This is a genomic window from Streptomyces sp. NPDC007205, assembly GCF_040634095.1.
In the GTDB taxonomy this organism is placed as follows: domain Bacteria; phylum Actinomycetota; class Actinomycetes; order Streptomycetales; family Streptomycetaceae; genus Streptomyces.
This window is the reverse complement of record NZ_JBEYEW010000005.1, coordinates 291,431-316,499: the sequence shown is the minus strand read 5'-3', so window position 1 is coordinate 316,499 and position 25,069 is coordinate 291,431. Positions and strand designations below refer to the sequence as shown.

The window sequence follows — 25,069 nt, the reverse complement described above, 5'->3', positions numbered from 1 at the left end:
GCCCCTGCGGTTCGGCGAGGATGCTGCACGCCGGAGGCCGGAGACGCGAGGCAGGGACGGGGGCAGCCCTCAGCCGAAGACGATGCAGGAGGCCGCGGGAACCGGCACCGAACCGTCGTACCGGGGCACCCCCGTCGCCTCGTCCACCGCGAACCACGTCACCTCGCCGGAGCGCTCATTGGCCGCGTACAGGAAGCCGTCGTGCTCGGCGAGCGCACGCGGCCAGTGCCCGCCGCACGGCACCGTGCCGGTCAGCCGGAGTGTCTCGCCCTCGACGGCGAGGACCGACAGGACGTCCTCGCCGCGGGTCGCCGTCCACACGAAGCGGCCGTCGGGCGAGACCACGATGCCGGACGGATAGGCGTCGCCGGCGGGCGCACCGGGCAGGACGGGGACCTCCGTCAGCGGCTTGAGGGAGCCTGCCTCGGCGTCCCAGCGGCACACGGTCACCGTGGGGGTGAGTTCGTTGACGACGTAGGCGTGCGCGCCGTCCGGGTGGAAGGCCAGATGGCGGGGGCCTGAGCCGGGGCGCAGGGCGAACTCGCGGTGCAGGACGGGGACGCCGTCCGCGAGGGTGCAGACCCGTACCGAGTCCGTGCCGAGGTCGACGCTGACGGCCCACCGGCCGCTCGGGTCGGCCTGCACCTGGTGGGCGTGCGGCCCGCGCTGGCGCCGGTCGTGCGGGCCGGAGCCGGTGTGCTGCAGCAGCCCGGAGGGCTTGGCGGCGAGCGTGCCGTCCGGGCGCAGGGGTACGGCGGTGACGGTGCCGGAGCCGTAGTTGGCGGTCAGCACGTGGCCGGCGTAGAGGCCCAGGTGGGCCGGTCCGCTGCCGTCGACCGGTACGGGCGCACCGGCGAGTACCGGCCGGCCGCCGTCGACGCGGTAGGCGGCGACGGCGCCCTCGGCCGTCTCGCTGACCGCGTAGAGCGTCTCCCCGTCCGGTGACAGGGCCAGGTAGGACGGGTCGGGTACGTCCTTCACGGCGGGGCCGAGGGTGAGGGCGCCGCCGTCCGGCGCGACCTCTGCGGTCACGAGGCCGGGGCCGCCCGCTGCCGTGAACGAGCCGATGAACGCCCGGCGCCTGCCGGGCCTGCCGGGCCTGCCGGGCCTGCCGTCCTCTGCCACCGCTGTCCCCTCTCGGTCCTCGGTCGAGCCCGTCCCGGCCCGACGGTAGCAGTCGACCAGGCCGGTCTAGACCAAGAGGCGCGGGCATGCTGGGCGGTTCTTGCCCACGCAAACCCCTTCGCCGGGTCCGCACCCCTTACGTGCACGGACCCAGGCCGTCGCAAGCCGCGCCGGCGCACCGCTCACGCCCCCACCAACCGCGACCCCGACGGGGCCCGCAGGGGTTCGGCCAGATCGGCGAGGGCGCGTTCCAGGCCGTGCAGATGGGCCAGGGCAGGTTCGGAGGGCGGCTCGGCGGGGCTGTGGACAGGCTCCGTGCGGCCCGCGGTGAGCGCCTCGACCGCGGCCTCCACGCGCCAGCAGGCCGCGGCCAGGCGCGCGTCGTGGGAGGCCTCGGGATCGGCGGCGACCGCCACCAGCCCACGGACGTCGCGGGCACAGTCGTCGAGGAGAGCGAGGACCCTGCGGGCGCGCCGCTTGCGGGCCGGCATCGGGTTCAGCGGGTGCACCAGCGGGGCCACCGACAGCCGCACCCGGCCGAGCAACTGCTCCAGTTCGGCCACGTGAGGCGCCGGGTCCGCCGTCGGGGAGCCGGCGAGGCGTGCCGTGGCCTCGGCCGTGCAGGCGTGGACGCAGCGCAGGGCACGCCGGATCCAGGCGTCCGTGACGGCGTGGGTGGTGACCGGCAGGACGAACAGCACGGCGAGTACGGCGCCCAGCGCGCCCACGCCGGTCTCGGTCAGGCGCAGCGCGAGCAGGCCGGGGCTGAGGACGCCGAGGAGGCCGTAGAGCAGTTCGGCGAGCAGGGTCACCCAGAGCATCATCCAGGTGTAGGAGACGGCTGCCGTGTAGAAGATGCCGAAGACGGCGACGGCGACGAGGACGGCCGTCGGGACCGGCGCGCCGTCCACGGGGACGGCGACGAGGAAGCCCAGGCAGATGCCGATGACCGTGCCGAGGACCCGGCGGAAGCCGCGTACCAGCGTCTCGCCGCGCGAGGCGGTGTTGACGAAGATCCACCAGGTGGCGCCGACGGCCCAGTACCAGCGCTGCCCGGACACCAGCTGACCCACGACCAGCGCGAAGCCCGCGCCCGCGGTCGCCTGGACGGCCTGCCGCGTGGTCACCCGGGCCAGACCGCGCCAGGCGGGCGGGACAGGTACGGCGGCCGGGGGCAGCCGGCGCTCGTAGCACCACACGCCGAAGCGCACCACGGCCGCGCTGAGCACGGACAGCAGGACGGCGGTGTACAGCTCGGGCAGCTGCGCCGGGGTGGCGTGCAGGAACTGGGCCACGAAGAACGTCATGAAGGCGAAGACGCCGAGGCTGTGCCCGCGCGGTCCCCAGCGGCGCGCGTACACCCCGGCGCCGACGACGCCGAGGAAGGCCAGGTCGCGCGCGACGGGGACGTCGTGCAGCCCGGCCGCGACGGCCAGCACCGGCACGCCCACGGCGGGCAGCAGCGCGGTGGTGACCGCCTGTCCGCGCACGGTCGGGTCGGCGACGGTGAACAGGGCGAGCAGGGCGGCGAGGCCGCCCGTGACCGCGCCCGGGAGGGAGTGGCCGGTGAGGAGGCAGACGACGACCGCGAGGCCGATGCCGAGGACGGCCCGCGCGGCGAAGCGCAACCGCGCCCGCCCCGGGTCCGGAGCCACGAACATCCTCTTCACCACTACTGCCCTCCCCATGGAACACCGGCACCGGCACAGAAAAGGCGCCGCGGGGTCCGCAGCGCCATCGACGGGTCCATGAGAGCATCACCGAGGTCACTGGCTCAAGTGTGATCCGAATCGCTGAGCCATTGGTACAGCACGCCGCAGACAGCCAGGGCCCTCGGAATGCCAACGGACCAGGTCGGACGGCACACACGGCCGTCGAGATGCTGAGCCATTGGTACAGTCGTCCATCATGGCCGTGGACGAACTCGACACCCGCATTCTGCGGCTCCTTCTGGAGCAGCCGCGCACCAGCGTGCGCGAGTACGCCCGCATCCTCGGCGTCGCCCGTGGCACGCTCCAGGCCCGACTGGACCGTATGGAACGGGACGGCGTGATCACCGGCACCGGGCCCTCCCTCTCCCCCGCCGCCCTGGGCCATCCGGTACTGGCCTTCGTGCACATCGAGGTCACCCAGGGCCATCTGGACGACGTCGGGGACGCACTGGCCGCCGTGCCGGAGATCGTGGAGGCGTTCTCGATCACGGGCGGCGGGGATCTGCTCGCCCGGGTGGTGGGCCGGGACAACGCCCACCTGGAGGACGTCATCCAGAAACTCATCAGCCTGCCGGGCGTCGTGCGCACCCGCACGGAGGTGGCCCTGCGCGAACGCGTCCCGTACCGGTTGCTGCCCCTGGTGGAGTCGGTGGGCCGGGCGGCCCGCGCCTGACCTTCGGCACGCTGGACCGCGTGAGCGATCTCGGCGCCGACCCTGCGGACCGCGCGGCCCCGGAAGCCCACTGATCGCGACCCGGTGCAGGCCGGGGCACCCCTATTGGAGCAAAGCCGCGCTGGTTCTCCACCTCGGGCCCGTCGCGGGCGGCACGGAAGGCCTCGTACGTCACCCGAGGGGAGCGGACCCGGCCAGTGGGGACGGAACACGTTTTCCCGCCGTGCGGCGGACCTGGCGGCTGCATAGCGTGATCCCATGACTACAGACCAGGCGGGCCCCGTCCAGGACGACCGACGGTGGAAAGCGCTCGCCGTCTGTCTGACCGCGGCCTTCATGTCCTTGTTGGACACGTCGATCGTGAACGTGGCACTCCCCTCGGTGGAGCGTGGGCTGCACGCCAGCCCGGCCGACCTGTCCTGGGTGGTGTCCGGCTACGCGCTCACCTTCGGTCTGGTCCTGGTCCCGGCGGGGCGGCTCGGCGACCTGCGCGGACAGCGCCAGGCCTTCCTGACCGGACTCGCCCTGTTCACACTCGCCTCGGCGGCCTGCGGGCTGTCCTCCGGCCCCACCTGGCTGGTGCTGTTCCGGCTGGTCCAGGGAGCGTCGGCCGGCATGCTCGCGCCGCAGGCCACGGCGCTGGTCCAGCAGATGTTCCAGGGCGCTGAACGGGCCCGCGCCTTCGGCATGATGGGCGCCACCATCGGCGTCTCCACGGCGGTCGGCCCGCTGGCGGGCGGCCTGCTGATCCACGCGTCCAGCGGGGTCGACGGCTGGCGCTCGGTGTTCTACGTCAACCTGCCCATCGGGGTGGCCGTCTTCTGCGCGGCGCTGCGGCTGCTGCCCCGCTACCCCGGCTCACCAAGCAAGCGGGAGTGTTTCGACGTGCCGGGCGTCCTGCTGCTCGGCTCGGGTGTGGTCGCCCTGATGCTGCCTCTGGTGCAGGAGCAGCAGTGGCACGGGCGGCTCAAGTGGGCCCTGCTCCCGGCCGGCGCCGGGCTGCTGGCCGCGTTCTGGATGTGGGAGCGGCGCCAGCAGCGGAACGACCGGGCTCCCCTGGTCGACCTGCGGCTCTTCGCACTGCGCTCCTTCTCGCTCGGCGCGCTGCTGAGCCTGGTGTACTTCGGCGGCTTCACGACGCTGTTCTTCGTCTACACGATCTTCCTGCAGAACGGGATGGGCTACAGCGCGCTGGCGGCGGCCCTGTCGTCGATGCCCTTCGCGACGGGCACGGCGGTGGGTGCCGCGGTCGGCGGCCGCCTGGTCGTGCGCTTCGGGCGCAAGCTGGTCGTCGCCGGGCTGTGCACGGTGACGGTGGGGATTCTGGGCGTCATCGCGGCCGTGCACTGGGTACCGGGCCAGGGCGTGGCCCTGGCGGCCGCGCTTCCCATGCTGCTCGCCGGGATCGGCTCGGGCCTGACCACCTCCCCCAACACCACGCTCACCCTGACCCTCGTGCCCGTGCGGCGGGCCGGAGCGGCGGGCGGGGTGCTGCAGACCGGGCAGCGCATCGGCTCAGCGGCCGGTGTCGCGGCGGTGGGTTCGGTGTTCTTCGCCCACCTGGCCAACCACGGCGACCCGGCCGCCGCCCTCCAGTACGGCCTGCTCACCTGCGTCGGCATCATCCTGCTGGCCCTCTGCCTGGCCTTCGCCGACCTGCGGGAACGCCGGGTCAGCCCACACCCCGAACAGACGAGGCAGACGGCGCGGCAGGAGGCGTAGACGGGGGTGGCAGGGCCCGAGGTGCCCGGGGCTCGGGAGGACCGGAGCGACCGGAGCGTGGAACGGCCTAGCCACGAGGTGGGTGGGGCTTGCGATGCACGGGGCGACCGGAGCGTGGAACGGCCTAGCCACGAGGTGGGTGGGGCTTGCGATGCACGGGGCGACCGGAGCGTGGAACGGCCTAGACGCGAGGTGCCCGGGGCTTGGGAGAACCGGGGCGCAGGATGACCGGGGGCACGAGCTGCCCGGAACTGGGATGACCGGGGCATGGAATGACCGGGGCATGGGATGCGCGCTGCGCCGCACGGTGCCGCTCCCGCCCTCACGACCTCCGGCGCGGCTTGCCCCGCTTGGGGGTCTGCTTGGCTCCCGCCCCACGCGCGCGGGGCGGGCGGCCCGTGGACTTCGCCGTCGGCTTCTGCCGGGTGCCGCCCGGTTCGGCACGCTTCCGCTTCTGTTCGGCCGGTGCGGGGGCCTGAGCCGTCGTACGGCCGCGGGTGCTGTTGACGGTGCGACCGCGGACGATGCCGATGAAGTCCTCCACCAGGTCGGTGGTGGCCTCCTCGGGCCAGGACAGGGCGACGTCCGACTGGGGGGCGTCGGTGACCGGGCGGTAGGTGAGGTCCTTGCGGTGGTACAGGCGCGCCAGGGACTGCGGCACGACCAGGAGGCCGACGTTGGCGGCCACCAGCTCGATCGCGTCCTCCGTCGTCGCGGGACGCTCGAAGGCGGGCTCCCCGGGCGGGCCGTCCCAGTCGAAGACGTCGTCCAGGGGGTGGAAGAGCACTTCCTCGGCGAGGTCGGCGAGGGTGACCTCGTCCACGGCCGTGATCAGGTGGTCCTTGGGGACCACGACCACCGTGGTCTCGGTGTAGAGGGGGATCGCGCTGAAGACCGTACGGTCCACGGGGAGCCGTACGATGCCCGCGTCGGCCTCGCCTGCGCGCAGCACCCCGGGCGCCTCGGCGGCCGGTACCTGGACGAGGGTGAGCGAAATGTCCGGCAGGCGCTCGCCCCAGAGCCTCACCCATTTGGCGGGCGTCACTCCGGGAACGTACGCGAGCCGGAACGACGGTGATTCCTCCGAGCCTGTCACCAGGCCAGGTTACCGGCCGTGGCCGGCCCTCCGGCACCGGCCGTGGTCGGCCCTCCGGCACGCGGCCGATACCCTTGGCCACATGAGTTCGCAGCAGAGCACCCAGACGATGAAGCCCGCGACCGCGGCGAAGAAGCTGGGTGTGTACCTCCCCGCCACCCCCGCCTCGTTCCAGGAGGGCGTCATCTCGCGCGCCGAGCTGAACGAGCTGCAGGCGAACCCGCCGGAGTGGCTGAGCGAGCTGCGGCGCAACGGCCCCCACCCGCGTCCGGTGGTCGCGGCGAAGCTCGGCGTGTCCATCGCCGGCCTCGCGCGCGGCGGGGTCACCGAGGCGCTGACCACCGAGCAGATCGAGGCGCTCAAGCAGGAGCGGCCCGAGTGGCTGGAGAAGGAGCGCGGCACGCAGGCCGAGGTCCGCAAGGAAGGCGCGCGGGTCAAGCAGCTGAAGAAGGAGAAGCAGGAGCGCGCCGCCGGGCGCGACTGATCTCCCCCCGGTTCTTGCCCCGTCTTCTTCCCTCGTTGCTCCAAAACCGTTTTCCCACAACGCCCTCCGGCCTCCGGGGGGCGTTGTCAGTGGCCCGGCCTACAGTTCCCGTCACTCGGGTGGCCGGCGCGCGCTCTGCCTCGCGGCCTGGTCGGGAGGAACTACCGTCGGCCGGCCCACCCTGCGCCTGGGCTCGCTCCGCATGATTCGTTACCGTGGAGCGGTCCGCCGGAATCCGAGCCGATCTGAAGGGTTGTCAGTCAATTAGCCATGTGATAGGGCGGCCGCCCGGGAGCCGGGAGCCGGGAGGCGTCTGGCGGCTGAAGGGTTTCTGCGGGTTCCCGTAGGCCCCGACGCCCACCGCTGGCGTACCTTCCCCGCCGAGCGGACGCTCGTCGTCGCCGCGCGTACGGTCACGTCCACCGTGCGCATCCTTGAGTCGCTGCCCGCGCTGCTGCGCGACGACCCGCGGGTGAGCGTCGTCTTCGCCCACGACCCCAGCTCCGCGTTCGGCTCCGGGGTACGGGACCTTCTGCGGGCGTCCGGGTGCCGGGTCATGCCCTGGGAGCAGCTGGCGCACACAGACGCCGATCTCATCCTCACGGCCAGCGAGAACGTGGACGTACCGGAGGGCGACTGCCCGGTCCTGGTACTGCCGCACGGCATAGGCTTCCAGAAGCGCGTCCCGGACGCGCGTGGGCCGCACGACCGGCTGTCCGGCCTCGTCCCGGACACGCTGCTGGAATCCGGACGCGCCTGGCTCGCCGTCTCGCACCCGGACCAGGAACGGCAGCTGCTCGCGGCCCACCCCAAGACCGCCGGCCGCACCCTGCTGCTGGGCGACCCCTGCTACGACGAACTGCTGGCCGGCCGCGCCCGCAGGGACGCGTACCGCGAGGCCCTCGGGGTGGCGGCGGATCAGCGGCTCGTCGTCATCAGCTCCACCTGGGGCCCGACCTCCCTGCTCGGCCGGCACCCCGATCTGCCGGTCGGCCTGCTGGGCGCGCTCCCCCAGGACGCGTACCGGGTCGCCGCCGTCGTCCACCCCAACGTCTGGTCGGCGCACGGGGCCTGGCAGATCCGCACCCTCCAGGCCTCGGCGCTCGACGCGGGTCTGATCCTGATGCCGCCCGTGCACGCGTGGCGGCCGGCGCTCGTCGCGGCGGACGTGGTGATCGGCGACCACGGCTCGGTGACCTTGTACGGCGCCGCCCTCGGCCACCCGGTGCTGCTCGGCGCGTTCGGCGCGGACGCGGTGCCGGAGACGGCCGTGCGCGGACTCGCCGCCGCGGCCCCGCGCCTCGACCCGGGCGGTGATCTGGCGGCCCAGGTCGAGGACGTCGTACGCGACCACACCCCCGAGCGGTACGCGCCGGTGACGCGGCAGGCCTTCGCCGGAGCGGGGCGGGCGCTCGTGCGGCTCCGCGAGGTCGTCTACGAGCTGCTGGATCTCCCGGAGCCCGCGTCCGGACCCCCGCCGGACCTGCTGCTGCCCCGCCCGGAGCCGGCCGCCGAGCCCGTCACCTCGTGGCTGGTCGTCACCGAGACGGGCATGGAGGCGTCCGGTGCGGTCGTGACGGTGCGGCGGTATCCGGCGGCGGCGCGTGCGCATGCGCGGGGCGGGATCGACGCCGAGGACGGGTCGCTGCGCTGCGTTCATCTCGCCTGCTCGGACGGTGAGCGCGACCGCCGGCGGCTGGAGAGCGCCTCGGTGATCGCGCGGACCGCCCCGGCCGGTTCGGCGGCCGAGGCGCTGGCCTGGATCCGGGCCACCCTGGCGGAGCTGCCCGGCGCTCTGCTCGCGGCGTGCGCGGTACGCAGCGGTGGCCATCTGGTGGGGCTGCGCGACGGCCGGGTGGTCGAGACGGCGGTGACCGGACCGGCGACGGCCTCCGGGCTCCCGGCGGCGGTCGTCTACGCCTGGCTACGGCAGCTGTGTGCGGCGCCTGCGGACCGGCCGGCCCCGGCCGACGCCCTGCTGACCCTGCGCCTCGCCGGGGTCAGGGACGAGGACGTGGTGCTGCGCATGCGTCCGTCAGCCGAGTTCCCGTAGCCGTCGCCGCAGCTCGTCCGCCCGCCGGTTGCCGCTGCCGTCATGGATCTCGACGGCCCGGCTCAGCCACGCGCGCATCCGGTCCCGATGACGTCCCGTGCGCTCGGCGATCCCGACGAGGGCCTCCAGTGCGTCGGCCTCATAGCTGGTGGCGCGCTGCTCTCGCAGGGTGCGGGCCGCCGTGTGCAGCGCGCGGACGGCTTCTTCGGTCTGTTGAAGGTGGTCGTGGGCGAGGCCGGCGGCGAGGAGGGCGCGTGCCGCCATGCGTACGTCGGGTTCGGGCAGGTTCAGCAGACCCTCCCGCGCCTGCCGGAGCACGGCGAGCGCCTCCGCGTGTTCCCCTCGCGCGTCCATGGCCGAGCCGAGGAAGAGCAGCGCCAGGGCCTCGCCGCGCTGGTCCTGGGCGCGCCGGTTGAGTTCGAGGCAGTACCGGTAGGTGTCCACCGCGCGGGGCGGGTCGCAGCGGTCGAGGTAGCGGCCGTGGAATTCCTGGACGGACGCGCGCAGCAGCAGGCGGTCGGTGGATTCGGCGAGGGCCACGGCGCGCTCCAGTTCGGCGCGGGCTCGGTCGTGCTCCCCGAGGTCCATCAGCGGTCGGGAGAGCAGGCTGCGCAGGCGGGCCTCGCCGGCCACGGCGTCGGCGGCGGGGCCGGCGGAGCCGTCCGGGGCCGAGGCCGCCAGTGCGGCGGCGGCCTCGGCGCCCAGCTCCAGGGACTCCTTCCAGGCGCCGAGGTAGCGGTGGTGCAGGAACAGCACCGTGAACGCTTCGGCCAGCGGCCAGGCGAGCCCGTGCAGACCGTGTCGTACGGCCGCGCGCAGCACGGCGAGGATCGTGGCGCACTCGGTGTCGAGCCAGGTCAGCGCGGAGGGGCCGCCGGCGGCGGTGAAGGGGTCGGTGGCCTGGGCCAGCAGGGGCGTCAGATCGGCGACGCGCAGCCGGTCCGCGCGCACCGCGCGGTCGGCGAGCGCGACGAGGACGAGGTAGTGGGTGGCGACCCGCTCGACGAGGGCCGTCTCCTCGCCGGCCCGCTCCTCCTCGGCGGCGCGTTCCCGGGCGTAGAGGCGCACCAGGTCGTGCATGCGGTAGCGGCCGTCGCGTTCGGTCTCCAGCAGGCTGGCGGCGACGAGTTCGCGCAGCAGCCGGCGGGCGGTGCGCAGGTCGATGCCCGTCGCCGCCGCCGCGACGCCCGCGTCGAACAGGCCGGCTGGAAGCCAGCCGAGCAGCCGGAACAGCCGGGCGGGCCCGGGCGGCAGCAGACGGTACGACGGTCCGAGGACGGCCGACACCGAGTGGCTGCCGCCGGGCAGGGACATACCCTCCAGGCGTTCGGCCTCGTCGTCGAGTTCCCCGGCGAGGTCGGCGGGGGTCAGGAACTCGTCGCTGAGCAGCCGGGCCGCTACGATCCGCAGCGCCACCGGCAGGCCACCGCACAGCTCCACCAGGCGTTCGGCCGAGGCGCGGTCGGCCGTCACGGTCCGCTCCCCGAGGTGGTCGGCGAGCAGCTTCAGGCCGCCTTCGGCGTCGAGGGGTTTGAGCGCGATGAGTTCGGCGCCGTCCACGGCCACGAGTTCGCCGAGCTTGTTGTGGCTGGTGACGACGACCGTGCTGCCGGGTCCGCTCGGGATCAGCGGCCGGACCTGGGCGGGCAGGGTGACGTTGTCGATGAGGACGAGGATGCGCCGGTCGCGGGAGTGGGCCGTGTACTGCCGGGTCAGCTCCGCGAGCGTCGCCGGAATGTGCTCGTCGCTGCCCATCAGGGCCCGCAGGATCCCGGTGAGTGCCTGGGAGACGTCGGCGCCCATCGCGGCGCCGACGGCGGACTCGTCGCGCAGGGCGGCGTAGTCGACGTAGAACAGGCCGTCGGGGAACCGGTCGCGTTCCTTGTCCGCCCAGCGGCAGGCGATCGCGGTCTTGCCGACGCCGGGCAGGCCGGCGAGCACCGCGAGTCCCACCCGGCCGCGCTCGCCGCCCACGGCGTCCAGCCGGTCCAGCTCGGCGACGCGGTTGCTGAACGTGCCGGTGAGGGCCGGGATGTGGTCGGGCTGGGCGCCGGGAACGGAGGGGCCGGCCGAGCGGACGTCGAAAGCGATGTCGTACGACGTTCCCGGCAGTACCTCGGCCAGCAGCCGGCGCAGTTCCTCCGCCGCCTCGGGGTCCTCCTGGAGGATGCGAAGCAGGCGACGTTCCCAGTCGGCGGCGACGCGGCCTGCCGCGTCCTCCTCGTCGCCGCTCTGCCGGGCCGACTCCAACTCCTCGCGCGCGGCGTCGAGTTCGTCGTCCGCTCCGCGCCGCGAGAGCCAGCAGGCGACCCGCCGCCGCACATGCTTCATCTGCACCCAGGCGTCCGCGACCACCAGCCCGACCAGGGCCGTGGCCCCCTGCGCGGCGAGCGTCCCCAACTCGGCTTCCACCAAGCCCCCTTACGTCGTCAGCGGCACCGGGACAGGCGGACCCCACGGTAGAAGGATCTTCACCGAATTCCCAGTCGGCGCCACCGGAGCCGATGCGTCTCCAGGCCCGGCACCGGGTCCGGGCCGGCGCGGATGCCACCGGAGTCAGCCGAGGAAACTCAGCCGCACCTTGCGTTCGGGGTTGTCGCGGTTGGTGTCCACCAGGCACACCGACTGCCAGGTGCCCAGTTCCAGGCGGCCGGCGATGACCGGGAGGGTCGCGTGGGGCGGGACGATGGCCGGCAGGACGTGGTCGCGGCCATGGCCGGAGCTGCCGTGGCGGTGCTGCCAGCGGTCGTCGGCGGGGAGCAGGGTATGCAGGGCGGCGAGGAGGTCGTCGTCGCTCCCGGCACCGGTCTCGATGACGGCGATTCCGGCGGTGGCGTGCGGGACGAAGATGTTGAGCAGGCCGTCGCGGCCGGCCGCCGCCTCCCGCAGGAAGTCCTCGCAGTCGGCGGTGAGGTCGACGACGCGTTCCCGGGAGCCGGTGGAGACGTTCAGTGTTCGGGTGGTGAAGGCATCTGACATGCCCCCATCCTGGCCCGTACGCCGGGTTTCACACCCTGCGGCACGGGTGTTCGCCGAGACGAGCGGTCCACTGGGCGAGACGCCATTGACCATGGAGCGGCCGTCTGGCTACGTTCGGCCGCATGTTGCGTACAGCCCTGCTCACCACGCGCGGTCACATCGACCTGCTGCGGGTGGCCTCCGCCGCGTGTCGCCGCGGTCGCTGACGCCCTTTCCCGCTTCTCCGCTGTTTCCCGGCTCCGCCGGCTCCACCACCGCCCCACCCCTTGATACGGGCATGACCTGTCGGCGCCGTGTGGCTTGCGCTGGTCTTCGCCGAGCAGGTCAACGCCGACGCCGGCATCGGCTTTCTGATGGTGCAGGCACGCGAGTTCCTGCAAACCGACGTGATCGTCGTCTGTCTGAGCGTCTACGCCTTTCTCGGCCTGCTCGCCGACTTCATCGTCCGTTCCCTCGAAAGGCTGCTGCTGCAATGGCGACCGACGTTCACCGGCCGGTGACCGGACCCGCGGTGCGTGTCGAGGGGCTGGCCCGCTCCTTCGACGGGCGTGCCGTCATCGACGACCTCCGGCTCGACATCGCTGCGGGCGAGTTCGTCGCCCTGCTCGGCCGCAGCGGCTGCGGCAAGTCGACGCTGCTGCGCATCCTCGCCGGACTCGACCGCGACATCCAGGGCACCGCGCTGGTCCCGCGGCGCAGGGCCGTCGCCTTCCAGGCGCCCCGGCTCATGCCCTGGAAGAAGGTCTGGCGCAACGTGCTGTTGGGTCTGCCCGGAAGGCCCGAACGCGCCGTCGCCGAGCGGGTGTTGGACGAGGTCGGTCTCGGTCACCGGATCGACGCCTGGCCGAAGACCCTCTCCGGCGGCGAGGCACAGCGCGCCTCACTCGCCCGCGCCCTGGTGCGCGAGCCCGATCTGCTGTTGCTCGACGAACCGTTCGGCGCCCTCGACGCGCTCACCCGGATCAGGGCACAGCGACTGGTCGGGGAGGTGTGGCAGCGTCGCGGCTGCGCGGTGCTGCTGGTCACCCACGACGTCGAGGAGGCCGTGCTGCTCGCCGACCGCGTCCTGGTGATGGACAGCGGCCGGATCGCCCACGAGCAGCGCATCGGCCTCGGCCGGCCGCGGGAGATCACCGACCCGCGCTTCGCCGGGCTCCGCGCCGGCCTGCTGGCACGGCTCGGCGTCAGCACCGCCGCCGAAGCCGCCTGGCCCCTCGGACCTCCCTGCACCTGAACGGAACCGCCATGCGACGACACCTCGTCCCCGCCGCTCTGCTCCTGCCCTTTGCGCTTCTGCTCACCGCCTGCGGAGGGAACTCGTCCGCGAACACCGGCACGGCCACCGACGGACAGGGCTCCGTCACGCTCGATGTCGGTGACCAGACGGGCGGTTCCGAGGCCATCCTGTGCGCCGCCGGCGAGCTGAAGAACCTGGACTACAGAATCAAGTGGTCGACCTTCACCTCCGGCCCGCCCCTGCTGGAGGCCGTCAACGCGGGGGCCGTCGACATCGGCGGCGTCGGCAACACCCCGCCCGTCTTCGCGGCGGGCGCCGGCTCGAAGATCTCCGTCGTGGCCGCCTGGCACGGCACCTCCAAGGGCGACACCATCCTCGTGCCCAACGGCTCCAAGCTGACCCGGCCGGACCAGCTCAAGGGCAGGTCCGTCGCCGTGGCCCAGGGGTCGTCGGCGCACTACCAGCTGGTCGCCTCCCTCAAGGCGGCCGGGCTGAGCCTGGCCGACGTCCACGTCAAGTATCTCCAGCCGGCCGACGCACTCGCCGCGTTCACCTCCGGCAAGGTCGACGCATGGGCGGTCTGGGACCCGTGCACCTCCCGGATCCTCCAGGCCAGGCAGGGCCGCGTGCTGACCACGGGCGAGGGCATCACCAACGGGCTCACCTTCCAGGTCGCCGCGCCCTCCGCCCTCAAGGACCCGAAGAAGGCAGCCGTCGTCAAGGACTACCTGGCCCGACTGCGACGGGCCCAGGTCTGGGTCTACAGCCATCAGCAGGAGTGGGCCCGGGTGTGGGCCAAGGACACCGGGCTGCCGTACGACGTGGCGCTGGCCTCGGTGAAGCGGAGCAACTCCACCCGGGTAGCGGTCGCCGTCGACGAGCCCGGCCGAGGGCTGAGGGGAGAGGACGCCCCGGCAGGATTCCCGGACTCCCGGATTCCCGGTCCCGGGAAGATCCGCACCGGAAGCCCTGTTAGTAGAAGCGTGAACGAATCGCGTGAGGTCGAGGTCGTCGTCATCGGCGCCGGCCAGGCCGGGCTGTCCAGCGCCTACCACCTGCGGCGCACCGGCTACGAGCCGGAGCGCGACTTCGTGATCCTCGACCACTCCCCCGCGCCGGGCGGCGCCTGGCAGTTCCGGTGGCCCTCGCTGACCTACGGCAAGGTGCACGGGATGCACGCCCTGCCCGGCATGGAGCTGACGGACGCCGACCCCGCGCGGCCCTCGGCAGAGGTGATCGGTGCGTACTTCGACCGGTACGAGCGCGCCTTCGGCCTGCGCGTACGACGGCCCGTCGACGTACGGGCCGTCCGGGAGGGAGACGGCGGGCGGCTGCTCGTGGAGACCTCGGACGGCGACTGGTCGACGCGCGCCCTGATCAACGCGACCGGCACCTGGGACCGGCCGTTCTGGCCGCGCTGTCCCGGTCAGGAGACCTTCCGCGGGCGGCAGTTGCACACCGCGCAGTACGCCGGACCCGAGGATTTCGCCGGACAGCGGGTCGTGGTCGTCGGCGGAGGCGCCTCGGGCACCCAGCACCTGCTGGAGCTGGCCCCGTACGCGGCCGCGACCACCTGGGTCACCCGGCGGCCTCCGGTGTTCCGCGAGGGGCCCTTCGACCAGGAGGCGGGCCGGGCGGCCGTCGCGCTGGTGGAGGAACGGGTACGCCAGGGCCTGCCGCCGCGCAGTGTGGTCTCGGTCACCGGGCTGCCCCTCAACGACGCCGTTCGGCAGGGGCTCGCCGACGGGGTCCTGGACCGGCAGCCGATGTTCGACCGGATCACCCCGGATGGCGTGGCGTGGCGCAGCGGACGGCGCGTGGACGCGGATGTGATCCTCTGGGCGACCGGGTTCCGGGCCTCGCTGGAGCATCTCCGTCCGCTGCGGCTGCGCGAGCCGGGCGGCGGGATCCGGATCGTGGGCACCCGGGCGGTGGCCGATCCGCGCGTCCACCTCGTCGGCTACGGCCCCTCGGCCAGCACCATCGGCGCCAACCGCGCGGGCCGCGCGGCCGTCCGGGACATCAGGCGGCTGCCGGCGGAGGAACAGCCGGTCGCCGCGTGACCGTCCGCCGGCTCAGCGGACCGAAGGCTGCGAGGAGGCCCCGGAGCCGCCCGGACTCTGGCCCGGGTTCTGCTCCTGGCCCGGCGCCTGGTGCACGGCGTTGAATTCCGCCACGTTGCGCAGGTGCGTCGGATAGTCGGAGGTGAAGCGGGTGTCTCCCGGCTTGACCGTGACGAAGTACAGCCAGTCGCCCGGCGTCGGGTTGAGTGCGGCGCGCATCGCCTCCTCACCGGGGTTGTCGATCGGTGTGGGCGGCAGGCCCATGCGCTGGTAGGAGTTGTACGGGCTCTCGATGCGGGTGTCGTCCTGGCTGGTGCGGACGGTGCTGCGGTTCATCGCGTAGTTGATCGTCGAGTCCATCTGCAGCGGCATCCCGCGTTCCAGCCGGTTGAGGACGACCCTGGCGACCTTCCCCATGTCGGTCTGCGTCGCGGCCTCCGCCTGGACGATGCTGGCGATGGTGACCGCCTGGTAGACGTTCATCGCGTTGCGCTGCGCCCCTGCCGCGACCGGCGCCGCGTTGAACTCGCTGTTGGCCGTGTCGACCATGGAGCGCAGCAACGACTCGGGCGTCGTTCCCTTCTCGATGCGATACGTCGCCGGAAAGAGATAGCCCTCCGGGTTGCCCTGGGCTTCCCCGGGCAGTTGCAGCCCCGCTTTCCCGATGGACTTGCGCGTGCTTCCCGCAGGCAGCTTGAGGGCCCTGTCGATCGCGTCGTACACCTGACTCGCGCGCCAGCCTTCCGGGACGACCAGCGCGGCGGGCGGTGGCGGCTCCCCCGGGCCGCTGTCCAGCGTCAGCAGCGGCACCGCCACGGCGGCGCCGACCACGACGGCGCCGGCCGCGAGGAGGACGAGCCTGCCCCGGCGTGTCAGTCGCATCGTGCCCCGTGGCGGAATCTTCGTCTGCATGCGGGCACGGTAATACGTATATCGCCCTAAATCCGGCACATATGCAGTTGTCGGTCACAGCGTCAGCTCGTCGGTTCGAGTTGGGCGTCCCGGCGCACCAGCGCGGCGTACCTCCCGTCCAGCTCCAGCAGCTCCTCATGACTGCCCCGCTCGGCGGCCCGCCCGGAGTCCAGGACCACGATCTGGTCGGCGCCGCGGATCGTGGACAGGCGGTGGGCGATGGTGATCGTCGTCCGGTCGGCCGACAGGGCGTCTATCGCCTCCTGGACGGCGGCCTCCGTACGGGTGTCGAGCGCGCTGGTCGCCTCGTCGAGGATGAGGACCGGCGGATCGCGCAGGATGGTGCGGGCTATCGCGAGGCGCTGCTTCTCACCGCCGGAGAAGCGGTGTCCGCGTTCGCCGACGACCGTGTCGTAGCCGTCGGGCAGCGCGGCTATGTGGTCGTGGATCTGCGCCGCCCTGGCCGCCGCCCTCAGTTCCTCGTCGGTCGCGTCCGGCTTGGCGAAGCGGAGGTTGTCGGCGACCGAGGCGTGGAAGAGGTAGGTCTCCTGCGAGACGACGCCGACCGCGCGGGCGAGGGTGTCGAAGTCGAGGTCCCGGACGTCGACGCCGTCCAGGGTGACGCGGCCGCCGGTGACGTCGTAGAGGCGGGGCACCAGATAGCCGAGCGTGGACTTGCCGGCGCCGGTCGGACCGACGACGGCGAGGCTGCCGCCCGCGGGCACGGTGACGTCGATGCCGTCGAGGACGGGGCGGGACCCGTCGTCGTTGTCGTAGCGGAACTCCACGCCCTCGAAGCGGACTTCACCCTTGACCTGGTCGAGCCGGACGGGCCGCTCGCGCTCGGTGATGTCGACGGGCAGGTCGAGGTACTCGAAGATGCGCTGGAAGAGGGCGAGGGAGGTCTGGATCTGGACGCCGGTCGCCAGCAGGCTCACGGCCGGGCGGAACAGCCCCTGCTGGAGCGAGACGAAGGCGACGATGGTGCCGAGCGAGACCTTCGGGCCGCCGAGCTGGAGGGCGAGACCGGCGGTCCAGTAGATGACGGCGGGCATCGCGGCCATGACGATCGTGATCACGGCCATGCGCCAGCGGCCGGCCATGTTCGACCGCACCTCCAGGTCGACCAGGCGCTCGGACTCCTCCGCGAAGGACGCGGTCAGCGAGTCGGAGCGGCCCATGGTGCGGCCGAGGAGGATGCCGCTGACCGAGAGCGACTCGGTGACGGTGGCCGCCATCGCGGCCATCTGCTTCTGCCGCTGTGTGGTGATCTTCTTGCGTTCGCTGCCGACGCGGCGGCTTATCCATACGAACACCGGCAGCAGGAGCAGCGAGACGATCGTGAGCCGCCAGTCCAGGGCGACCATCGCGACGATCGTGGCGACGACGCTGGTGGCGTTGGAGACGAGGGAGGTGGCGGTGGAGGTGACGGTGGCCTGCATGCCGCCGATGTCGTTGGCGATCCGGGACTGCACCTCGCCGGTGCGGGTGCGCGTGAAGAAGGCGAGCGACATGCGCTGGAGGCGGCCGTAGACGGCGGTGCGCAGGTCATGCATGACGCGCTGGCCGACGGTGGTCGAGATCAGCGTCTGCAGCACGCCGAAGATGCTGGAGAGGACCGCGCTGAGGATCATGCCGAGCGCGAGCAGGCTGAGCAGGCCGGTGCGGCCCTGGGGGATCGCGACGTCCAGGGTCTCCTTGAGCAGGAACGGCGTGGCCACCGAGACCAGGGAGGAGGCGCCGACCAGCAGGCCGACGACCGCCAGCCGGCCGCGGTAGGGACGGAAGAGCTTCAGGATGCGGCGCACCTGCCGGGGCTGTTCCCTGGCGTCGGCAGGCGGGGTCCAGGACGTTTCACGGTCGGGATGCATGGGCTCCTACGGAGGTGAACGGACGCCGGTCAGGGATCGACCGACGAGGACGAACGGATCGTAGCTCATTGTTACCTATACTCACAATGAACGGCATCCTGATATTGTTCCCGCATGACCACCCCCGACCGCGACGGCCTGCTCGCCGAGCAGTTGCTGCGCCTGACCCGCCGGGTGCACCGCATCCAGAAACGCCATCTGGAACGGCACGATCTGGGCATCACCCCGGCCCAGTCCCGGCTGCTGCGCACCCTCGCGCACTACGCATCGCCCCCGCGCATGGCCGACCTGGCCGAGCGCCTGGAGGTGGTGCCACGTGCGGTGACGACGCTGGTCGACGGCCTGGAGGCGAGCGGGAAAGTACGGCGGGCGCCGGATCCGGCGAACCGGCGGGTGACGCGGATCGAGCTGACGGACGAGGGACGCACGACCCTGCGCGAGCTGCGCGGCGCGCGCCGCTCGGCGGCCGAGGAGATCCTCGCTCCGCTGACGGAGAAGGAACGGCAGGTGCTCGGTGTCCTGCTGGACACGCTGGTCGAGGGGGACGGCGGCACACGCTGCTGAGCCCGCGGGCCGACGCGGGAAGCCGTGGCCGGAGTGGGCCACGGCTTCCCAGCCGCGCGGCGGCTGTTCCTCTGGCCTGACCAAGGCGCCGGCCTGGTCAAGCCGCTCGCCTGATCAAGGCACTCGCCTGATCAAGGCACTCGCCTGATCAAGGCCTTCGTCCCGCCGCTGGTGCCCCGTGCTCAACAGCGGTCGCGGTCCTCCGTCAGCACCCCTTGAGCCGTGGCCAGCGAACGGTCGTAGCAGCCGTCGGAGCCGTACAGCCGGTAGCGCTCGCTCGACGTGCCGACCGCGTGCCGCTGGTCGCGCGGGACGTTCATGGTGTACGCCGCGTCGCCGCTGTAGGTGTCGTCGAGCCGCGACCACGCGGTGCGCCGGCCGTCCCGCAGTTCCACGACCGTCGCACGGTCGCCGAGCGTCAGCACGGTGCGCAGCCGGTCGTCCGTGCCGATGGTCGTGGCGCCGTTCAGGGTGTACGTCCGGTGCGTGTGCGTCGTCCGCGCGGGCCCTTGTCCGCCGACGGCGACCGACTGGTCGTCGGACCAGGCCGCGTCCAGTCCGTCCGTGTTCTCGCCGTCGGTCCAGCGGTGGACGGAGGTGTTGGCGAGCGTCCGGGTGACGGTGGTGGTCACGCGGCCGTGCGAGGTGTCGAGGTATCCCGCGACGGTGAGCCGGTGTCCGGCGTCGGTGGTCACGCGGTTCTCCGAACCGGGCGTGTAGACGGAGGAGTTGGCGATGTCCGTCGCCCGGTCCGCGGTCAGCGCGCCGGTGACGCGGTCACGGTGCGCGTCCTGCCAGACCAGGACGTTCACCGGCGCGCTCCAGCCCGGCTGGCCCGCGGGCACGCCGGCCACGGAGACCTCGACGCGGTGCGGACGGCCGTCGTCGAGCAGGCCGGCGAAGGGCGTGAGGTCGTATGTGATCGGGCGGACGTCGAAGGCTCCCGGCGCCGGGAGGACGTACCAGAGGAACGGGTTGGACCAGCCGCCGGTCCAGACGTTCGGGAACGGCGCGGCGATTCCGGCGAGCCGGCCGTCGACCTTGATCTGCACCTCGCGGTAGGGGCCGTGATCGGCCTTGCAGGAGTACGACGCCGGATCGGCCACCGTCAGATACCAGAACTCCTCGCAGCCGCCGCCCGAACCGGTCGCGTACACCTCGGCGACGATCCGTTCGCTGTTGCGTGGCGTGGTGAGGGTCGTGCCGTCGGGCGTGTCGGCCAGGGTGAGCACGCGGTCGGGGGTCCGCTCCGCGGGACGGCCCGCGTAGAAGGTCAGGGTGACGTGCACGTCGATGACGCCGGTGTAGGTGTCGTCCACGACGTTGCCGATGAGCATCTCGACGTCCTGCGCGCTGCGGAAGGTGTCGCTGTAGCGGGTGACGTCCTTCTCGACGTGCCATGCGATGCCGTCGGGCGAGGGCTCCGGTGTGGAGGTGCGCAGGATCTCGACCCCGCCGACGTGCAGATAGCCGAGGCGGTCGTACTGACGGCCCTTCACCTTGCCGTCGAGCCGCAGCACGACCTTGCTCCAGCGGTCGCCGCAGCCCTCGGGCGGGGTGTACGTGCCCCGGTAGGGCGTGAAGTCGCGGAACTGGGCGTCGGCGAGCGTGACCTGACAGGACGGGGTGTGCGGCCGGTCGACGGGCGGCGCCGCGGTGACCGGGTCGTGCCAGTCGGTGCCGAACTCGGGCGGAACGTCGGCCGCCTGCGCGGCAGCGGCTCCGGTGCCGAAGAACGCGCTCGCCAGGAGGGTCACTCCGGCGAGCATGGACATGACTATCCGTCTTCTCATGGCCCGAGTTCTACGGGGAGTCGACCACCGGCCGCAATGAGGAGATCGGACGACAGTCTCCGCGCGAGCCGGTCCGGCGGGAGCGCATACCGGCTGACCACGCAGTGGAACATTTAATGCTATAAGCACACTTCGCTGACATAGTGCGGTCATGAAGATCATGCCCGCCGGCCGCCCAGCGGGGTCCCCGCGCCAGAAGCCCCGGCACCGGCGCCCCCACCCCGCCCTCCGCACCCCTCGCGCCGCCCTGACCCTGGCCCTCGCCGGTGCCGTCACCGGTGCCGTCGCGTTCGCCGCCCTTTTCTCGCACGGGGCCCCCGGCTCGCCCGCCCCCGGCCCGGCCGCCTCGGCGGACCCGGTGCCCTCCCCCGGCGCCCCGGGCATCGGCGACCCACTCATGCCGCTCGCCGGCAACGGCGGCTACACGGTCCGCCACTACACGCTCGACTTCGACTGGCGGGCTCCCCGGACGCCGTTCACCGCCGGCGCCACCATCAGCGCCACCGCCACGCAGTCCCTGTCCCGCTTCGACCTCGACTTCGCGGGCAACACGCTGCACCAGGTGACGGTCGACGGCGCACCGGCCACCGCGGCACGCGACGGCGACGAACTCGTCGTCACCCCGGCGCGCCCCATCCCCCTCGGCAGCACGTTCGCCGTCCGCGTCACCTACACCGCCGACCCCACGCAGAGCCGCCACCGCGCCGACGCGATCCAGGACTACGGCTGGGTGCCCACGGCCGACGGCACCTTGGTCTGCGCTCAGCCCGACGGCGCGAAACTGATCTTCCCGGCGAACGACCACCCGAGCCTGCGGGCGCCCGTCACCTTCCACATCACCACCCCGCCCGGTATCAGCGCGGCGGCCAACGGCCGCCTCGTCGGCACCGTCCGGCGACGCGACGGACGCGTCAGGTGGACCTACGACTCCGAGCAGCCGATCGCGGCGCAGCTGGTCCAGATGGCGATCGGGAGGTTCACGTTCGCCGACAGCACCGGCCCGCGCGGACTGCCGGTCCGCGACGTGGTCCCGGACGACCTGGTCGGCGACACGGAAGGCTTCCGGTCGCTCACCCCGGAGCATCTGGCGTGGCTGGAACAGCGCCTCGGCCCGTATCCGTTCCGCCGCTACGGCGTGCTGGTCGGCGACACCGACCTGCCGGTGGCCCTGGAGACGCAGTCGCTGTCCGTCGTACCGAAGGACGACCTGCTGGGCGACCGGGTCGACGCCGAACGCAACCTCGTACACGAGCTCACCCACCACTGGACGGGTGACAGCGTCGCCATCCGGCGCTGGTCCGACCTGTGGCTGAGCGAGGGTCACGCGCGCTTCTACGAACGGCTGTACTCCGCCGGGCACGGCGGCGTCGGCCTGGAGGACGCGATGCGGGCGGCCTACGAGCAGCACGACCAGTGGCGGCACGACGAAGGGGCACCCGCCGAGCCCACGGAGCCCACGCTGTTCAAGGTGATGCGTTACGACGGCTCGGCGCTGGTGCTCTACGCCCTGCGGGAGAAGGTCGGCGCGGAGACCTTCGGCCGGATCGAGCGCTCCTGGGTGACGGCATATCAGGGCCGGGCGGCCGGCACCCGGGACTTCATCGCCGTCGCGTCCCGCGTTGCGGGCGAGGACCTGGGCCCGTTCCTGACCCCGTGGCTGTACGGGCCGCACACCCCGCCCATGCCGGGCCATCCCGACTGGCAGGTGGACCCGGTCGAGGACTGAGCCGGCACGCCGCCGACCGAGTGGCCCCTGCCCGGCCGCTCGGCCACCCCGGTGACGCTTGGCGCGACACGGCGCGTAAGGCACGGAAACGTACCAAGGGTGGCGTCCAGGACCCATCCCTGTGTTCTGGTGGTGACGACATGTCTGGAGAACCGTGCAATGAGAAGACCGGCCGCCCCACGGGTTCCCAACTCCCTTCGCGAGTGCCGCCGGACGGCCTGTGTGATCGCGTCGGCGGCGGTGCTGGTGCCGCTGCTGCTCATCCCGCTGGCCGACGACGACGCACCGGACCAGCAGCTGCAGAACACCTTCGCGGAGGCCGCCCACGAGTTCCACGTGCCGCGCAGTGTGCTCATGAGCGTGTCCTACATGCAGACGCGCTGGGACACCCATCCGGGTGCCCCCAGCGTCGCGGGCGGCTACGGGCCGATGCACCTGGTGGACCCCGGCCGAGCCGAGGCCCCGGCAGCGGATGCAGGCCCCTCGGCAGAGCACGGCTCCGGCATCCGGCCGCACGCGGGGGCGGCCGGAACCCCTGCCGCACCCGAGGCCGCCCCTTCGCCCGGCCACACCGTCCAGCCTGCGGACCTGGACCGCGCCGCACGCCTGATCGACGTCCCGAGCGAACGCCTGCGGACGGACCCCACCGCCAACATCCGCGGCGGCGCGGCGCTCCTGGCCGCCACGCAGCGCCAGCTCGGCAAGCCCCTGAGCGACAACCCGGCGGACTGGTGGGAGGCGGTGCAGCACTACCCGGGCACCCGTGACGTCACGGCGGCGACCACGTACGCGAACGATGTCTTCGACGTGATCCGCAAGGGGGCGCACCGCACCACCGCCGAAGGACAGGACGTCACCCTCGCCGCCAGCCCCGGCGTACGCCCCCGCGTCACACGGGCACAGACCCCACCGCGGCCCAAGCAGGTCGAGTGCCCCGCTGAGCTGTCCTGCGACTGGCTCAGCGCGCCGTACGAGGAGATCGACGAGGACGGCGACTACGGCAACCACGACCTCGGCAACCGGCCCGTCGACCAGAAGATCGACTACATCGTCATCCACGACACCGAGGCGTATCTGCCGAACATGTTCAAGACGGTGCAGGATCCCACGGAGGCGTCCTGGCACTACTCGATCCGCTCCAGCGACGGCCACGTCACCCAGCACGTGCGGACCAAGGACGAGGCCTGGCACTCCGGCAACCAGTTCGTGAACGCCCGCTCGATCGGCGTCGAGCACGAGGGCTTCCTCACCCAGCCCGGCAAGTGGTACACGGAACCGATGTACCGGGCCTCGGCACGCCTGGTGCGCTACCTGGCGAAGAAGTACGAGGTCCCGCTCGACCGGCAGCACATCATCGGCCACGACAACGTGCCTGCGCCGACCGCCGACAGCATCCCCGACATGCACGACGACCCCGGTCCCTTCTGGGACTGGCGGCACTACTTCGACCTGCTCGGCGCGCCGCTGCGGGCCTCGGCCGGACCGGACAGCGACATGGTGATGATCCTTCCGGACTACACCACGCACAAGCCACGGTTCACCGGGTGCAAGGGCGACAAACCGTGTCCGGCGCACGGCTCCAGCGCCGTACGCCTCCGCACCCGACCGGACGACAACGCCCCGCTGATCCAGGACCCCGGCCGCAAACCGGACGGCGACCCCTCCACGGAGGACGTCAACGACCTGGGCTCACGCGTCTCCGCCGGCCAGACCTTCGCCGTCGCCGACCGCAGCGGCGACTGGACGGCGATCTGGTTCCAGGGCCACAGGGCCTGGTTCAAGAACCCGGCGAAACACCCGACGGCCGTCGGCGCGAGCGGCCGGATGGTGACGCCGAAGGAAGGCCTGGACGAGATCCCGGTGTACGGGCGTGCCCTCCCGGAGGAGGAGGCCTACCCCGAGGGAGTGGAGGAGGAGCCCGAATCGCCGCTGCCCTACCGGTTGCTGGCGGGACAGCGGTATGTGACACAGGCTCGCGTGCGCAGCTCGTACATTCCCCGGTCGTCCATCGTCGACACGCCCGACCCGGTGGTGCAGGGCCACGAGGGGTACTACGAGATCCAGTTCGGCCACCGGCTCGCCTACGTCCGGGCGAGTGACGTGGACATCACCGAGAGCGCCCCGGCCGCCGCAGGACCGCCGTCGGCGCCCATGGACGGACCGGCCGGACGCTAGGCTCTGTCGTCAGATTCCCGTCGTCCGCCCGCCGGGAGGCGGGAATGTGACGACAGGGCCTGGGCGGCCAGTTCCGCCCGGTCCCCCATCACCACGACCGGATGGCGCGCCGGGTCGAGCGTGCGCAGCAGGAACTCCATGGCCTGCTTGGAGACGCTGACGCAGGCCGAGGTGCCGCTGCCGTGGTCCATGTGCAACCAGATGCCGCCGCCCTTGTCCGCGCCCCAGGGGCGGCCGGCGTCGCGCGGCGGGGTGCCCGGGAGGCGGTTGTAGTCGATGGCGATGACGTAGTCGAAGTCGTGCCGGTGCGCCTCGTCCCAGTCGGCCGGGGGCGTATAGGCGCTCACGTCGTGGTCGTACGGCAGTCGGGCGCCCGGGTCGGGGAGCACACCGCCCGCGTCGGAGAGGGTGAAGACACCGACCGGGCTCCGCCGGTCCCCCTCGTGGTGGTCGGCGGTCCAGCCGTGCCGCCCGTTGTGGGCGGGCCAACTGGCCATCCGGTGCCACTTGGCACCACGGCGGGTGTACAGCACCATCCTGGACTCGGCGGAGTTCGCGCCCTCGCCGTAGACGGCCACGATCTGGCGGGAGTCGGCGGGGATCCGCCGGTAGAGACGGGCTCCGACGCCGGGGATACGGGCCGGGTCGGTCGTGGGAGCCGGGGACTCGCTCGGGCTGTGGGCGGTCCGGCCGCCGGACGCCGGCGCGCCGCCGGTGCGAGCGGGACCGGATGCGGGGCTGGCGCATGCGGTGAGGGTCGCGAAGAGCGCTCCGCAGGCCGCCGTCGCCACCGTCACACGCCGCCGTACGCTGTCGTTCTCGAAGGGCACCGGACCATGGTCGCAGCACACACCGGCCGATTGTGTGATCTTCGATAACCCCTT

General features: G+C 72.7%; 19 protein-coding genes and 2 pseudogenes. 12 read left to right on the top strand and 9 right to left on the bottom strand.

Annotated elements, in window-relative coordinates; translation table 11 throughout:
- Positions 1–69 precede the first annotated feature (69 nt).
- Positions 70–1,125, bottom strand: a complete 1,056-nt coding sequence (locus tag ABZ624_RS12405; RefSeq protein WP_360085964.1) for a lactonase family protein — start codon at positions 1,123–1,125, stop codon at positions 70–72.
- Between the two features lie 182 nt (positions 1,126–1,307).
- A complete protein-coding gene (locus tag ABZ624_RS12400; RefSeq protein WP_360085961.1) occupies positions 1,308–2,798 on the bottom strand; it encodes an FUSC family protein in 1,491 nt (496 codons plus the stop codon).
- 235 nt (positions 2,799–3,033) lie between these two features.
- Between ABZ624_RS12400 and ABZ624_RS12395 the strand changes: the two genes are divergently transcribed.
- Both ABZ624_RS12395 and ABZ624_RS12390 read left to right on the top strand, forming a co-directional pair.
- A complete protein-coding gene (locus ABZ624_RS12395) occupies positions 3,034–3,510 on the top strand; it encodes an Lrp/AsnC family transcriptional regulator (protein WP_189300821.1) in 477 nt (158 codons plus the stop codon).
- A gap of 258 nt (positions 3,511–3,768) precedes the next feature.
- Entirely contained in the window at positions 3,769–5,232 is a 1,464-nt protein-coding gene (locus ABZ624_RS12390) for an MFS transporter (protein WP_360085958.1), read from the top strand.
- Positions 5,233–5,554: 322 nt separating this feature from the next.
- Here ABZ624_RS12390 and ABZ624_RS12385 read toward each other — a convergent pair whose 3' ends face one another.
- Positions 5,555–6,328 carry a LysR family transcriptional regulator substrate-binding protein gene (locus ABZ624_RS12385; RefSeq protein WP_360085955.1) on the bottom strand — a complete coding sequence of 258 codons (774 nt, stop codon included), beginning with the start codon at positions 6,326–6,328 and terminating at the stop codon, positions 5,555–5,557.
- 82 nt (positions 6,329–6,410) lie between these two features.
- Here ABZ624_RS12385 and ABZ624_RS12380 point away from each other — a divergent pair, with 82 nt between their 5' ends.
- Positions 6,411–6,812, top strand: coding sequence for a DUF5997 family protein (locus ABZ624_RS12380; RefSeq protein ID WP_360085952.1), 402 nt, complete (start codon positions 6,411–6,413; stop codon positions 6,810–6,812).
- Positions 6,813–7,236: 424 nt separating this feature from the next.
- Complete coding sequence (locus ABZ624_RS12375) at positions 7,237–8,865, top strand: hypothetical protein (protein ID WP_360085949.1); 1,629 nt, start codon at positions 7,237–7,239, stop codon at positions 8,863–8,865.
- On the opposite strand, the gene ABZ624_RS12370 is transcribed toward ABZ624_RS12375, so the two are convergent.
- Positions 8,848–11,277, bottom strand: a complete 2,430-nt coding sequence (locus tag ABZ624_RS12370) for an NB-ARC domain-containing protein (protein WP_360085946.1) — start codon at positions 11,275–11,277, stop codon at positions 8,848–8,850. The genes ABZ624_RS12375 and ABZ624_RS12370 overlap by 18 nt on opposite strands.
- A 144-nt stretch (positions 11,278–11,421) precedes the next feature.
- On the bottom strand, positions 11,422–11,844 hold the full coding sequence (locus tag ABZ624_RS12365; protein ID WP_360085943.1) for a secondary thiamine-phosphate synthase enzyme YjbQ: 423 nt from the start codon (positions 11,842–11,844) through the stop codon (positions 11,422–11,424).
- Positions 11,845–11,966: 122 nt separating this feature from the next.
- Between ABZ624_RS12365 and ABZ624_RS12360 the strand changes: the two genes are divergently transcribed.
- From ABZ624_RS12360 to ABZ624_RS12340, 5 genes and pseudogenes are all read left to right on the top strand, one after another.
- Complete coding sequence (locus ABZ624_RS12360; protein WP_352027631.1) at positions 11,967–12,050, top strand: putative leader peptide; 84 nt, start codon at positions 11,967–11,969, stop codon at positions 12,048–12,050.
- 90 nt (positions 12,051–12,140) lie between these two features.
- A pseudogene (locus ABZ624_RS12355) lies at positions 12,141–12,344 on the top strand (ABC transporter permease); the annotation flags it as partial.
- Positions 12,317–13,078: an ABC transporter ATP-binding protein gene (locus ABZ624_RS12350; RefSeq protein WP_360085940.1), complete on the top strand. Its 762-nt coding sequence runs from the start codon at positions 12,317–12,319 to the stop codon at positions 13,076–13,078. The pseudogene ABZ624_RS12355 and the gene ABZ624_RS12350, both read left to right, overlap by 28 nt.
- 11 nt (positions 13,079–13,089) lie before the next feature.
- A pseudogene (locus tag ABZ624_RS12345) lies at positions 13,090–13,950 on the top strand (ABC transporter substrate-binding protein); the annotation flags it as partial.
- A gap of 114 nt (positions 13,951–14,064) precedes the next feature.
- Positions 14,065–15,144, top strand: a complete 1,080-nt coding sequence (locus ABZ624_RS12340; protein WP_360086067.1) for an NAD(P)-binding domain-containing protein — start codon at positions 14,065–14,067, stop codon at positions 15,142–15,144.
- Positions 15,145–15,156: 12 nt separating this feature from the next.
- Here the strand turns inward: ABZ624_RS12340 and mltG are convergent, their stop codons facing one another.
- Positions 15,157–16,056: an endolytic transglycosylase MltG gene (gene mltG / locus ABZ624_RS12335; RefSeq protein ID WP_360085937.1), complete on the bottom strand. Its 900-nt coding sequence runs from the start codon at positions 16,054–16,056 to the stop codon at positions 15,157–15,159.
- A 62-nt stretch (positions 16,057–16,118) separates the two neighbouring features.
- Entirely contained in the window at positions 16,119–17,927 is a 1,809-nt protein-coding gene (locus ABZ624_RS12330) for an ABC transporter ATP-binding protein (protein WP_360085934.1), read from the bottom strand.
- Positions 17,928–18,041: 114 nt separating this feature from the next.
- Between ABZ624_RS12330 and ABZ624_RS12325 the strand changes: the two genes are divergently transcribed.
- Positions 18,042–18,491 carry a MarR family transcriptional regulator gene (locus ABZ624_RS12325; protein ID WP_360085931.1) on the top strand — a complete coding sequence of 150 codons (450 nt, stop codon included), beginning with the start codon at positions 18,042–18,044 and terminating at the stop codon, positions 18,489–18,491.
- Positions 18,492–18,673: 182 nt separating this feature from the next.
- On the opposite strand, the gene ABZ624_RS12320 is transcribed toward ABZ624_RS12325, so the two are convergent.
- Positions 18,674–20,284, bottom strand: coding sequence for a peptide-N4-asparagine amidase (locus ABZ624_RS12320; protein ID WP_360085928.1), 1,611 nt, complete (start codon positions 20,282–20,284; stop codon positions 18,674–18,676).
- A 151-nt stretch (positions 20,285–20,435) separates the two neighbouring features.
- On the opposite strand from ABZ624_RS12320, the gene ABZ624_RS12315 reads away from it, so the two are divergent.
- Positions 20,436–22,010, top strand: a complete 1,575-nt coding sequence (locus ABZ624_RS12315) for a M1 family metallopeptidase (protein WP_360085925.1) — start codon at positions 20,436–20,438, stop codon at positions 22,008–22,010.
- A 222-nt stretch (positions 22,011–22,232) separates the two neighbouring features.
- A complete protein-coding gene (locus tag ABZ624_RS12310) occupies positions 22,233–24,185 on the top strand; it encodes a peptidoglycan recognition family protein (RefSeq protein ID WP_360085922.1) in 1,953 nt (650 codons plus the stop codon).
- Here ABZ624_RS12310 and ABZ624_RS12305 read toward each other — a convergent pair.
- Positions 24,182–25,015: a L,D-transpeptidase family protein gene (locus ABZ624_RS12305; protein ID WP_360085919.1), complete on the bottom strand. Its 834-nt coding sequence runs from the start codon at positions 25,013–25,015 to the stop codon at positions 24,182–24,184. The genes ABZ624_RS12310 and ABZ624_RS12305 overlap by 4 nt on opposite strands.
- Positions 25,016–25,069: the final 54 nt, after the last annotated feature.

Bases quoted from the DNA above. Each gene is read 5' to 3' on its own strand.
- ABZ624_RS12380 (WP_360085952.1), top strand. From the start codon at position 6,411: ATGAGTTCGCAGCAGAGCACCCAGACGATGAAGCCCGCGACCGCGGCG.
- ABZ624_RS12395 (WP_189300821.1), top strand. From the start codon at position 3,034: ATGGCCGTGGACGAACTCGACACCCGCATTCTGCGGCTCCTTCTGGAG.
- ABZ624_RS12315 (WP_360085925.1), top strand. From the start codon at position 20,436: ATGAAGATCATGCCCGCCGGCCGCCCAGCGGGGTCCCCGCGCCAGAAG.
- ABZ624_RS12365 (WP_360085943.1), bottom strand. From the start codon at position 11,844: ATGTCAGATGCCTTCACCACCCGAACACTGAACGTCTCCACCGGCTCC.
- ABZ624_RS12360 (WP_352027631.1), top strand. From the start codon at position 11,967: ATGTTGCGTACAGCCCTGCTCACCACGCGCGGTCACATCGACCTGCTG.
- ABZ624_RS12330 (WP_360085934.1), bottom strand. From the start codon at position 17,927: ATGCATCCCGACCGTGAAACGTCCTGGACCCCGCCTGCCGACGCCAGG.
- ABZ624_RS12320 (WP_360085928.1), bottom strand. From the start codon at position 20,284: ATGAGAAGACGGATAGTCATGTCCATGCTCGCCGGAGTGACCCTCCTG.
- ABZ624_RS12325 (WP_360085931.1), top strand. From the start codon at position 18,042: ATGACCACCCCCGACCGCGACGGCCTGCTCGCCGAGCAGTTGCTGCGC.
- mltG (WP_360085937.1), bottom strand. From the start codon at position 16,056: ATGCAGACGAAGATTCCGCCACGGGGCACGATGCGACTGACACGCCGG.
- ABZ624_RS12350 (WP_360085940.1), top strand. From the start codon at position 12,317: ATGGCGACCGACGTTCACCGGCCGGTGACCGGACCCGCGGTGCGTGTC.
- ABZ624_RS12390 (WP_360085958.1), top strand. From the start codon at position 3,769: ATGACTACAGACCAGGCGGGCCCCGTCCAGGACGACCGACGGTGGAAA.